We start from the raw sequence: 11599 nt of genomic DNA, 5'->3' as shown, positions 1-11599 counted from the left end.
TGGTCGGCGAGCACGGACTTGGAATCGTGCAGCAGCCGCCCGACGAGGGTCGACTTGCCGTCGTCCACGGAACCCGCGGTCGCGAAACGCAGCAGGCCCGCGGCCGGCTGCCCGGTGGTGGTGGTCATCAGAAGTACCCCTCGCGCTTCCGGTCTTCCATCGCTGCCTCGGACATCTTGTCGTCGGCCCGCGTCGCGCCCCGCTCGGTCAGCCGGGAGGCCGCTATCTCCGCGATCACCGCGTCGAGCGTGGTGGCGCCGGAGTCGACGGCACCGGTGCAGGACATGTCGCCGACCGTGCGGTAGCGCACCTGGCGCACCTCGACAAGCTCGCCGTCCTTGGGACCGCCCCACTCGCCCGCGGTCAGCCACATGCCGTTGCGGGAGAAGACCTCGCGCTCGTGGGCGAAGTAGATCTCGGGCAGCTCGATGCCCTCGCGGGCGATGTACTGCCAGACGTCCAGCTCGGTCCAGTTGGACAGCGGGAAGACGCGGACGTGCTCACCGGGCGCGTGCCGGCCGTTGTAGAGCTGCCACAGCTCGGGCCGCTGCCGCCGCGGGTCCCACTGCGAGAACTCGTCGCGCAGCGAGAAGACGCGCTCCTTGGCGCGCGCCTTCTCCTCGTCGCGCCGCCCGCCGCCGAAGACCGCGTCGAAGCGGTGCTCCTGGATGGCCTCCGTGAGCGGAACCGTCTGCAAGGGGTTGCGGGTGCCGTCGGGCCGCTCGCGGAGCACGCCGCGGTCGATGTAGTCCTGCACGGAGGCGACGTGCAGCCGCAGGCCGTGTTCGGCCACGGCCCGGTCGCGGTAGGCCAGCACCTCGGGGAAGTTGTGCCCGGTGTCCACGTGCAGCAGCGTGAAGGGCACCGGCGCGGGCGCGAACGCCTTCAGCGCCAGGTGCAGCATCACGATGGAGTCCTTGCCACCGGAGAAAAGGATCACCGGCCGCTCGAACTCACCCGCCACCTCCCGGAATATGTGCACCGCTTCGGATTCCAGCACGTCCAGGTGCGACAGCGCGTATCGGCCGGCGGTGCCGTCGACAGGCGCGAAAGCCGTCGAACCGGTGTCACTCACACCAGGCCCCTCTCCGTGAGCAACGAACACAGAGACTCGGCCGACTCGGCCACGGTCTGCGTGTGCGACTCGATCCGCAGGTCCGGTGACTTCGGCGCCTCATAGGGATCGTCGACCCCCGTGAGACCCGATATCTCGCCGGCCGCCTGCTTGGCGTACAGCCCCTTCACGTCACGCTCCGAGCAGACCTCGACGGGAGTCGCGACATGCACCTCGAGATAGGCCGTCCCCGAGGCGTCGTGGCGCTCGCGCACCGCCTCCCGGGAATCGGCGTACGGCGCGATCACCGGCACGATCGACTTCACGCCGTTGCGCGCGAGCACCTCGGATATCAGCCCGATGCGCTGCACATTGGTGTTCCGGTCCGCGCGGCTGAAACCGAGGCCCGCGGAGATGAACTCGCGGATCTCGTCGCCGTCCAGCACCTCCACCCGGTGCCCCTCGCCGCGCAGCCGCTCGGCGAGCGCCTTGGCGATCGTCGTCTTGCCCGCGCTGGGCAGACCGGTCAGCCACACCGTGGCACCCGTCCGCTCCGGCGTGCCGCACGTGCACTGTGTCACTGTCACCTTCCGCCTCCCCCGCTCCTCACCGCATCGGTCAGGGGCCGCGCCGCGGCCGCCCTCGTTCCCACGTCAGACACCCAGCCGGTGCGCGCGCAGCTTCTCGTAGAACGGTAGGTGGTGCGCGAGGTACTCCGAGAGGACAGGGTGGGTGTCCACGTCGACCCGGTCCGCGCGCTCCTTCTTCTCGAAGCCGCTGCTCGCGCTCGCGTCCCGGTGCCACTTCTCACTCGGCGCCCACTCCTCGCGGCTGCCACTGCTCCACTGGAGGGCCTCGGGGACGTACGGGATGCGGGCGGCGGCGCAGTACGCCCGCACGGTCCGCTCCGGCGCCTCCACGAGATCCGCGGCGTCGACCACGGCGGGCACGGTGCCGGTCAGCTCCTGGACGCGCTCGAAGAGCTCGTACTGCGCCTCGAATCCGATCTGGTGCGACCGCACGTCGGGATTGATGGCGTGGTACGAGGCGATCGTCTCGCGCGGGTGCCGGATGATGAAGGTGTGCAGCGCGTCCCGCCCGAGGAAATCCGCGTCCGCGAGCAGCCCGGGATAGCGCTCGTCGGTGGTGTCCTTGAAGAAAAGCGGGCGGTCCGCGGAAAGCTCGCGGATACGGGCGAGCAGACCGGCTTCGTCGGATATCTCCCGGCCGGCCGCGGCCACGGAACCGAATTCCATCAGATACGAGAACGGCTCGTGCAGCAGCCCGAAATCACCGCGCTCCGACATCATGCGGAAGAATGCGGTGGAACGGCAGCGCGGAGCGCTCCAGAGGGCCAGAATTCTCGGGGCTTCTGCGGACCGCAAAATGACACTCCTCGCACACTCTGCCGATACTGCACACGGGCGCCTCAACCTAGCCTGAACGGCGCGCAGGTAGCAATGGCCAGGCACCGCCCGGCGCCCTGTCCGGGGGAATTGAAACAGGCCGGTCAGCCTGCCGTTGAGGAGTTGTGGACGCGCGTCGACGCGCCATCAGGAATTGCCCGGCGTGGTCAACGGAATCGCCCCACGGGAATCATCAAACGAGTGGATGCCCGCCCTGAACCGCGGCCCCTAGCCTTGGTCCGCGCATCCAGTGCGTGTCAAGAGCGCGATTCCGCAACAGTGCGATGGGAGAGCAGTTTTCATGGCGAAGTGTCCGGAGTGCGAAGGTTCCGTGGCCCTCATGGAGAACCCCCGGGTGAGTGAGATCGTGGAGTGCGCCGGCTGCTCCAGCGAGCTGGAGCTCATCTCCGTCGACCCGGTCGAGCTCGTGCTGGCCCCGGAGATCGAAGAGGACTGGGGCGAGTGACCTCCTCCACGCGCCCGGGCCGCTTCGCCATGCTCGCGTCCCGTATGAGAGCGGACGAGAAGCGGCTTCTCGACGCCTTCGAACGCCGGGGCGCACACTGCGAGTACGTCGACAGCCGGGCGTCGTGGAGCCTTCTGCACGCGGAGCGGCCGCCGTGGCGGATCGTGCTCAACCGCGAGATCGGCCACGCCCGTGCCCTCTACGCCGCGCGCGCCCTGGAGGCCGCCGGCGCCACCGTGGTCAACTCGGCGGCGGCCACCGAGGTCTGCGGCGACAAGTGGCAGACCTCCGTGGCCCTGCGCCGGGCCGGCCTGCCCACCCCGCGCACCGCGCTCGCCCTCACGCCCGAGGCCGCGCTCGACGCCCTGGAGGAGATCGGCTACCCCGCCGTGGTCAAGCCGCTCGTGGGCTCCTGGGGCCGCCTGGTGACCCTGCTGCCGGACCGGCGGACGGCGGAGACGGTGATGGAGTACATCGCCGCTCTCCCGGCCCCGCAGTCGCACATCGTCTACGTCCAGGAACTGATCGCCAAGCCCGACCGCGACATCCGCATGGTCGTCGTGGGCGGCGAGGTGCTCGGCGCCACCTACCGCCGCGGCACCCAGTGGCGCACCAACGTGGCGCGCGGCGCGACCACGGAGGCGTTCACCCCCTCGCCCGGGACGGCCGAACTCGCCGTCCTGGCCGCGAAGACCGTGGGTGCCGACATCGCGGGCGTCGACCTGATCGAGAGCGACGACGGCGAGGTGGTGGTCCTGGAGGTCAACCACGGCGTCGAGTTCTCGGGCTTCCAGCGGGCCATGGGCGACCGCGTGGACGTGGCCGACAGGATCGTCGAACATCTCATGACAAGGTCTGAATCATGCTGCGAGTAGCGGTTGTCGGAGCCTCCGGATACATCGGCGGCGAACTCCTACGGCTCCTCATCGGCCACCCGCGCGTGGAGGTCGCCGTCGCGACCTCGGACCGCTTCGCGGGCAAGCGGGTGGACGGCCCGCACCCCAATCTGCGCGGCGCGACCGACCTGACCTTCACCGCGAACGACCGGCTGGCGGAGGCCAAGGGCAGCTTCGACGTCCTCTTCCTGGCCACCCCGCACAAGGAGACCATGGGCCGGATGCCCGAGTTCCTCGGGCTGGCCGAGCAGGTCATCGACCTCTCCGGCGACTTCCGGCTGCGCGATGTGGAGGTCTACGAGCACCATTACGGCACCCCGCACACCGCGCCCGAGCTCATCCCCACCTTCGCCACCGGACTCCCCGAGTGGCACCGCGAGGAGATCCGGAAGAGCGACCGCGTCTCCGTACCCGGCTGCATGGCGACCGCCGGCATCCTGGCGCTCCGCCCGCTCAGCGAGGCCGGGCTGCTCACCGGGAGCGTCCAGGTCGACGCCCGCACCGGATCCAGCGGCTCCGGCATCTCGGCCGGCTCGTCCAACATCCACGCCGAACGCAGCGGCGCCATGCGCATCTTCGCGCCCAGCAGCCACCGCCACCAGGCGGAGATCACCCAGTCCACCGGGCTGCCCGTCAGCATGACCGCCACCGGCGTGGAGGCCGTACGCGGCGTGCAGGTGCTCTGCCGCGTACAGCTCACGGAGGGCACGGACGAGCGCGCGCTGCGCCGGGCTTACCGCGAGGCGTACGCCGAGGAGCGGTTCGTGCGCGTCGTCGCGCAGAAGCGCGGCCTCTACCGACTGCCCGAGCCGAAGATCCTCTCCGGGTCGAACTTCTGTGACGTCGGTTTCGCGATCGGCGACGAGGACGGCACAGCGGTCGTGGTGGGCGCGCTCGACAACCTCGTCAAGGGCGGTTCGGGCAACGCGGTGCAGTGCCTGAACATCCGCCAGGGCTGGCCGGAGGAGCTGGGCCTGGAGTTCACGGGCCTGCACCCGAACTGACCCGCGCCCCCGTCCGCGGGGCGGCACCGCCGCACCCCGAGAAGCCGGAAGGCCGAAGAACATGCAGCACATCACCGTCGTCAAGTGCGGCGGCAACGCCGCGGTGGACCCGCTGGCGATCTGCGAGGACGTAGCGGCGATGACCCACGGGGGCGCACGGGTCGCCCTCGTGCACGGCGGGTCCGCCGACATCGAGGACCTGGCGGGCCGCATGGGCGTCCCGCTGCGCCGCCTCACCTCGCCGGACGGCGTCTCCGCCCGGCACACCGACGCCGCGACCCTGGAAGTGGTCCACCTGGCCCTCGCCGGGCTCGCCAAGCCCCGCCTCGTCGGCGCGCTCGTCGAGGCGGGCGTCAGCGCCGTCGGGCTCACCGGCCTCGACGGCGGTCTGCTGCGCGCCAAGCGCAAGTCCGCGCACCGTGCGATCGTCGACGGCCGCAAGGTGCTCGTCCGCGACGACCACAGCGGACGCGTGGTGGAGGTCAACACCGCGCTGCTGCACACCCTTTTGGACGCCGGTTCGGTGCCCGTCGTCTCCCCGCCGGCCGTCGCGGAGGACGGCCGTCCGGTGAACACCGACGCCGACCGCGCCGCCGCGGCCGTCGCCGGGGCACTCGGGGCGCAGACCCTCGTCCTGCTGACCGGCGCGCCGGGCGTCCTCGCGGACCCCGCCGACGAGACCTCCGTGCTGCCGGTCTGCGCCGTGCCGCCCACCGGGGCGCCGCCGCATGTCGGCGGCGGCATGGGCCTCAAGCTCATCGCCGCCCGGGAGGCCCTGCTCGGCGGCGCGCGGCGGGTGCTGGTCGCCGACGGCCGCCGCCCCGACCCCGTACGCGCCGCGCTCGCCGGCCACGCCACCGAGATCGTGATCTCCCACACCACAGACAGGGAAGAGGCACTCCGATGACGCTCACGCCGGTGACCGCGGCAAGCCCGGTCACGGAGTCGTACGCGGTGGGCATGCTGCGCCGCATGCTGGAGATCCCGTCCCCCTCCTACGGAGAGGCGGAGCTGGCCGCGTTCCTGGTGGCGAGCATGACGGAGCTCGGGTTCGACGCCCGGGTCGACGAGGCGGGCAACGCCGTCGGCGAGATCGTCCGCGGCCCCGGGCCGACCGTGCTGCTGCTCGGCCACATGGACACCGTCACCGGCGACCTGCCCGTCTACGCCGCCGAGGGGCGGCTGTACGGGCGCGGCGCCGTGGACGCGAAGACCCCGCTGGCGACCATGGTCTGTGCGGCCGCCGCCGCGACGGACTTCCGCGGCCGCGTCGTGGTCGTCGGCGCCGTGGAGGAGGAGACGGCGCTGTCGCGCGGTGCCATGCACATCCGGCGCACCCACCCCAGGCCGGACGCCTTCGTCATCGGCGAGCCCAGCGGCTGGTCGACGGTCGTGCTCGGCTACAAGGGCAAGCTCGACCTCCGCTACGAGGTGGAGTGCGAGGCGACGCACCCCAGCAACCCGCTGCCCAAGGCCACCGAGCTGGCCGCGGGCGCCTGGGCCACGCTGCTGGAGCTGCTGGGGCCGGACGCGGGCCACGGCTCCTTCGACCAGCCGGGACCCACCCTCGTGTCGATCAACGGTGATCTCACCACGGCCACCGCGGAGTTCAGCATCCGCATCCCGCCCGGCTTCGACCACCACAAGCTCGTCCACCGGCTGACCGAGGCCGTGCCCGAGGGCCGGATCACGGTCGTCAACACCGTCGAGGCGTGCCGCGTGGGCCGTACGGACCCGGTCGTCCGGGCGCTGACGGCGGGCATCCGGCAGCAGGGCGCCAAGCCGTCGATGAAGGTGAAGACGGCGACCTCCGACATGAACACCCTGGCCGAGGTCTGGGACGTCCCCATGGCCACGTACGGGCCCGGCGACAGCAAGCTCGACCACGCGGACGACGAGCACGTCGTGCTGTCCGACTACCTCGGCGGCATCGAGGTGCTCTCCGCCGCCCTGCGCGAACTCGGCGCCTGCCTCCCGCCGCAGGCCCCCGCCCCGCACGCAACCGAGGAATGACCCGAGGAATGCTGATGAGTGCCACACCCCCCTGGATCGGCGACCTCGCTCCCGAGGAGCACGCCCTGCGCGTCCGCGAACTGATCGTGGAGATGTGCGGCTCCGCCGAGGGCGGTCACCTGGGCGGCTCGATGTCCCTCGTCGAGATCCTGGTGACCCTCTACCGCTCGGTGCTGCGCGTCGACCCCGCCGCGCCGGACGACCCCGAGCGCGACGTGCTGCTGCTGAGCAAGGGCCACGGCGCGATCGGCCTCTACGCCGCCCTGGCGGAGCGCGGCTTCTTCCCCGCCGGGGACCTGGCCACGTACGGCCGTCCGGAGAGCCTCTTCTCCGCGCACCCCAACGCGGCCGTGCCCGGCGTCGAGATGCCCACCGGCTCGCTCGGGCACGGACTGCCGCTGGGCGTCGGCTTCGCCCTCGCGGCCCGGCTCGACGCCTCCCCCCGGCGCACCTTCGTCATCCTCGGCGACGGCGAGCTCCAGGAGGGCTCGAACTGGGAGGCCGCGATGGCCGCAGGTTCGCTCGGCCTCGGCCGGCTCGTCGCCGTCGTCGACCGCAACAGCCTCCAGATCACCGGCCCCACGGAGAACGCCGTCGCCCTGGAGCCGCTGGCCGACCGCTGGCGCAGCTTCGGCTGGCACGTGCACGAGGTGGACGGGCACGACATCGACGGGCTCCGCGCCACGTTCGACGGCATCCCCGCCGACGCGGACCGGCCGACCGTGCTGATCGCGCGGACGGTCAAGGGCCGCGGCCTGCCCTACATCGAGGGCCAGGCGCGCAGCCACTACGCCCGCCTCGGCGAGCGACCGAAGAAGAGGGCGCTGGCGATCCTGCGCGCCCAGTCCAGGAAGGCGGCACAGGCATGACCACCGTGGCACCCGACGCCCCGCGCGCCCCGGAGCGGACCGCGCCCGCGGCGGGCACCGAGGCGCCCGCGACCCCGTCCAGCCGTGACGTCTACCGCGACCTGCTGGTGGAATTCCTCGCCGCGGACGAGCGGGTGGTGTGCCTGGACAGCGACACCGGCCTGTTCAACGGCGTGGACTTCGCCGGCACCGAGGCCCGCTACATAAACCTCGGCATCGCCGAGCAGAACCTGATGGGCGTGGCAGCGGGCCTGGCGAGATCCGGGCGGCTGCCGTACGTCAACACGATGGCGACGTTCGCCACCACGCGGGCGCTGGAGTCCCTGAAGCTGGACATCGCGCTGAACAACCTCCCGGTGCGGATCGCCGCCACCCACGGCGGCCTCGCCGCAGGCCACTTGGGATCCACGCACCACTCCCTGGAGGACCTGGCCATCACCCGGCTGCTGCCGAACCTCACGGTCGTGGTCCCCACCGACGCCGCCTCCACCGAGACCCTCGTCCGGCAGGCCCAGGAGCTCCCGGGCCCCGTCTACATCCGGCTGGGCCGCAACGCCACCCCCGATCTGCCGGCCGGCGCCCCGCCACAGCGGCTCGGCGAGGCACAGCGGCTGCGCGAGGGCGACGACGTGACGCTGGTGGCCACCGGCCCGTACCCCGTCCACGCCGCGCTGGAGGCGGCCGGCACGCTCGCCGCGGCGGGCATCGAGGCGACGGTGCTCAACTTCCACACGATCAAGCCGCTGGACACCGGCGCGCTGATCGCGGCGGCGCGGACGACGAAGGCCGTCGTCACCGTCGAGGAGCACTGGGCGGCGGGCGGCCTGGGCTCCGCGGCCGCCGAGACGATCGCCGAACTGGGCGTCCCCACGCCCGTACGCCGTGTCGCCCTGGGCGACCACTTCGCCCGGGGCACGGGCGGCCAGAGCCACCTCGTGGAGCGCAACGGCATCACGGCGGCGGCGATCGTCACCCAGGTGCGCGAGGCACTGGGGGCCACCGGCCGGAGCTAGGCGCTCCGCTGGAAGCCCGGTGAGTCATCTGCGGGTGGGTCGTGGCTGGTCGCGCCCGCGCGGCGGATCCGCACACCGTCGCAGCCCCGCGCCCCTTCGGGGCGCTGCCGAACCGCACCGGACTTCGTCAAGCCCGCTTGACCGGGCAGTTCGCCGACGGGGCGGGCGGGGTGCTCCCCCGCCCGCCCCACCCGCGTCGTCAGAGCTTGCGCCCGCAGATGACCACCGTGTCGGCGCCCAGCATCACCCGGCCCGACGGCTCGAACCCGGCCTCCACGAACCACTCCTCGTACTCCCGGCCCGTGTAGACCATGCCCTCGCCGGACGCGATCGTGTGGAAGTACGCCGAGAGGTACGCCGCCCGCTCCGGCCCGGTCTCCTCGTCGTTCTGGTGCGGGGTGACGACGAAGACGGCGCCCCCGGGCTCCAGCGCCCGCGACGCCTTCGCCAGCAGCTCCCGGATCCGCTCCGGCGACCAGATCTCCAGGAAGTGCGCGAAGAGGATCGCGTCGCAGCCGGTGGGGAACTCGTCCTCGAAGGCGTCCAGGGGCACGGCCGCGACCCGGTCGGCCAGGCCCATCTCCTCGATCTTCCCGTTCGCCGCGGCCGCCACCGACGGCAGGTCGCCGATGGTGACCCGCAGGTGCGGCCAACGGGCGGCGAGCGTGGAGGCGTTGATGGCCGTGCCGCCACCGACGTCGAGCAGGTGCCGGTGCTCCGAGAGGTCGAGCTTCGCGGCGATCTCCTCACCGACCAGCCGGCTGACGGCGCCCATCATGGTGTGGAAGGTGGACTCCAGCTCCGGGTGGCCCGCCAGCCGCCCGTACAGCGTCGGCGCGGAGCCCGGGATCTCCCGCTGGAGGCCGACGTTGGTGTCGGCCCGCAGCGCCTCGGGGAACCACGACATCGCGCGGTAGATGCCCTGCTGCTCCCACGGGATGAAGGAACCCGGCGCCTGGCCGGAACCGGCGCTCAGCGGCTGGGTGAGCGGGGTGTTGTAGTAGCCGCCGTCCTCCTTGCGGATCAGGCCCGTGGCGGTGCACCCCAGAAGCAGGATGCGCGTCGGCTGCTCCTTCAGGTCCAGCCGTATCGCGATGTCCTTGGCGACGATCCCCGGCTCCTGCTCCAGAATCGTGAAGAGCCCGAACTGAAAGGCGGCACTCAGGAATTGGAAGTGGTAGTGGGCCTTGTAGAAAGGTCGGAGCTGCGCCTCGATGGGCGTCTCGGTGCGTTCCATGGTCCAAGCCTCCTGAGACATTTCTGTGCCGTTCTGTGCCGTGCAAAAGAGTGCTGATGAAAAGAGAAGAGTGAAGCTCTCGGGGAACCAGCCGGTTGTCGGCGGGCGATTCAGCGATCGCCGCCGACGGGCGCCGGGACGGCCTGCGCCCGCGGCTCCGCCGACCGCCGCGCCCACGCGCTGGTGGTGACCGCGCCCAGGACCAGCACCGCGCATCCGCAGCCGGCCATGATTCCCCAGCCCAGGTGGCTCGCCGCGGGGAAGCCGCTCGCGAACGGCCCCTGGACGCGCGCCGTCGACACCGAACCGAGCACGGCGACCCCGAGCGAGGCCCCCACCTGCCGCCCGGTCGAGGTGACCGCCGCGGCGACACCCGCCTGTGCGCGCGGCATCCCGGAGACCGCGGAGTAGGTGATGGGCGCGTCGAGCATGCCGAAGCCGATGCCGAAGAGGACGTAGGCGACGACGAGGTACCAGAGGGGGGTGTCCGCCCGGAGGCGGCACAGCAGCAGGGCGCACAGCGCGATCCCGCCCCCCGCCGCCATCATCGGGACCCGCGGCCCGCGCGCCCCGATGATCCGCCCCGCCAGCGGTCCGAAGACCAGCGTCATCGCCGCCATCGGCAGGGTGAGCAGGCCCGCGCGCAGCGGTGAGCAGTGCCGTACGTCCTGGAGGTAGAGGGAGTTGAGGAAGAGGAACCCGGCCAGCGCGGCGAAGCCGCACACCGCGGAGACGATCGCGCCGGTGAACGGCACGCTCCGGAAGAACCGGAGGTCGAGCAGCGGCTCCGGCCGGCGCCGCTCGTACCACCCCAGGGCGGCGGCCGCGCCGACGGCGACCACGAAGCAGCCGGTGATCAGCGGTGAACCCCAGCCCTTGCCCGGCCCCTCGATGATCCCGAACGTCAGCGTCGCGAACAGCGCGATCACCAGCAGCTGCCCGACCGGGTCGAGCCGGCGCGGGCGTGGTGCCTTGGACTCCGGGATGAACAGCGCGGTGAGCACCAGGGCGAGCGCGGCCACCGGCACGTTGATCCAGAAGATCGAGCGCCAGCCGGTCGCGTCGACGAGCGCGCCACCGACGACCGGGCCGAACGCCAGGCTCATGCCCGCGACCCCGCCCCAGATCCCGATCGCCCGGGCCCGCTCCTTCGGATCGGTGAAGGTGTTGACGATGATCGACATCGCGACCGGGTTGAGCATCGCCCCGCCCACCGCCTGGAGCATCCGGAAGGCGATCAGCGAACCGGTGTCCGGCGCGAGGCTGCACAGCAGCGACGCCAGACCGAACAGCAGCAGCCCGGTCTGGAACGTACGCCGCCTGCCGAACCGGTCGGCCATCGACCCGGAGAGCATCAGCAGGCTCGCGAGCACCACGGTGTAGGCGTCGACCGTCCACTGGAGGCCCGACGCCGAGGCGCGCAGATCACGCTGGACGGAGGGGAGGGCGAGGTTCACGATCGTGGTGTCGAGCCCGACGATGAACAGGCTCATGCAACAGATCGCGAGGATCAGCCACTTGCGGCCGCCTTGGGTCACGGTATGAGCTTCAGCTCGGGGTGTGCGGTGCCCCCCGCGATCGCCGTCGAGGACAGATGCGAGACCACACGGTCGTCGACCGGGTCGTTCGCCGGGTCCTCGT

Annotated in this window: 12 protein-coding genes; 7 read left to right on the top strand and 5 right to left on the bottom strand. The window is 71.9% G+C overall.

Annotation, left to right across the window (positions count from 1 at the left end; genetic code table 11):
* Positions 1 to 127 precede the first annotated feature (127 nt).
* The 3 genes from cysD to ACFY1P_RS35100 all read right to left on the bottom strand — a co-directional run bounded on the left by cysD (position 128) and on the right by ACFY1P_RS35100 (position 2439).
* Complete coding sequence (cysD, locus tag ACFY1P_RS35110) at positions 128 to 1075, bottom strand: sulfate adenylyltransferase subunit CysD (protein ID WP_390752983.1); 948 nt, start codon at positions 1073 to 1075, stop codon at positions 128 to 130.
* Entirely contained in the window at positions 1072 to 1641 is a 570-nt protein-coding gene (gene cysC / locus ACFY1P_RS35105) for an adenylyl-sulfate kinase (protein WP_390752982.1), read from the bottom strand. Before cysC ends, cysD begins: the two co-directional genes overlap by 4 nt.
* 66 nt (positions 1642 to 1707) lie before the next feature.
* Positions 1708 to 2439 carry a sulfotransferase family protein gene (locus tag ACFY1P_RS35100; RefSeq protein WP_361532794.1) on the bottom strand — a complete coding sequence of 244 codons (732 nt, stop codon included), beginning with the start codon at positions 2437 to 2439 and terminating at the stop codon, positions 1708 to 1710.
* A 322-nt stretch (positions 2440 to 2761) separates the two neighbouring features.
* Between ACFY1P_RS35100 and lysW the strand changes: the two genes are divergently transcribed.
* The 7 genes from lysW to ACFY1P_RS35065 all read left to right on the top strand — a co-directional run bounded on the left by lysW (position 2762) and on the right by ACFY1P_RS35065 (position 8721).
* On the top strand, positions 2762 to 2926 hold the full coding sequence (lysW, locus tag ACFY1P_RS35095; protein WP_116213109.1) for a lysine biosynthesis protein LysW: 165 nt from the start codon (positions 2762 to 2764) through the stop codon (positions 2924 to 2926).
* Entirely contained in the window at positions 2923 to 3801 is an 879-nt protein-coding gene (locus tag ACFY1P_RS35090) for a RimK family alpha-L-glutamate ligase (protein ID WP_361532797.1), read from the top strand. The genes lysW and ACFY1P_RS35090 overlap by 4 nt, the downstream gene beginning before the upstream one ends.
* Positions 3789 to 4826, top strand: coding sequence for an N-acetyl-gamma-glutamyl-phosphate reductase (gene argC / locus ACFY1P_RS35085; protein ID WP_361532800.1), 1038 nt, complete (start codon positions 3789 to 3791; stop codon positions 4824 to 4826). Before ACFY1P_RS35090 ends, argC begins: the two co-directional genes overlap by 13 nt.
* Positions 4827 to 4887: 61 nt before the next feature.
* Positions 4888 to 5733, top strand: coding sequence for a [LysW]-aminoadipate kinase (locus ACFY1P_RS35080; RefSeq protein WP_361532803.1), 846 nt, complete (start codon positions 4888 to 4890; stop codon positions 5731 to 5733).
* On the top strand, positions 5730 to 6839 hold the full coding sequence (locus ACFY1P_RS35075; RefSeq protein WP_361532806.1) for a M20/M25/M40 family metallo-hydrolase: 1110 nt from the start codon (positions 5730 to 5732) through the stop codon (positions 6837 to 6839). Before ACFY1P_RS35080 ends, ACFY1P_RS35075 begins: the two co-directional genes overlap by 4 nt.
* A gap of 8 nt (positions 6840 to 6847) precedes the next feature.
* Entirely contained in the window at positions 6848 to 7708 is an 861-nt protein-coding gene (locus tag ACFY1P_RS35070; RefSeq protein ID WP_390752981.1) for a transketolase, read from the top strand.
* On the top strand, positions 7705 to 8721 hold the full coding sequence (locus ACFY1P_RS35065) for a transketolase family protein (protein WP_390752980.1): 1017 nt from the start codon (positions 7705 to 7707) through the stop codon (positions 8719 to 8721). Before ACFY1P_RS35070 ends, ACFY1P_RS35065 begins: the two co-directional genes overlap by 4 nt.
* Positions 8722 to 8920: 199 nt before the next feature.
* Here ACFY1P_RS35065 and ACFY1P_RS35060 read toward each other — a convergent pair whose 3' ends face one another.
* On the bottom strand, positions 8921 to 9958 hold the full coding sequence (locus tag ACFY1P_RS35060; RefSeq protein ID WP_390752979.1) for a methyltransferase: 1038 nt from the start codon (positions 9956 to 9958) through the stop codon (positions 8921 to 8923).
* A gap of 110 nt (positions 9959 to 10068) precedes the next feature.
* Positions 10069 to 11451: an MFS transporter gene (locus ACFY1P_RS35055; RefSeq protein ID WP_390752984.1), complete on the bottom strand. Its 1383-nt coding sequence runs from the start codon at positions 11449 to 11451 to the stop codon at positions 10069 to 10071.
* Positions 11452 to 11599 lie beyond the last annotated feature (148 nt).

Source organism: Streptomyces sp. NPDC001407 (assembly GCF_042895325.1).
In the GTDB taxonomy this organism is placed as follows: Bacteria; Actinomycetota; Actinomycetes; order Streptomycetales; family Streptomycetaceae; genus Streptomyces.
Note: the sequence above shows the minus strand (reverse complement) of the source record. Positions and strands in the feature narration are given on the sequence as shown.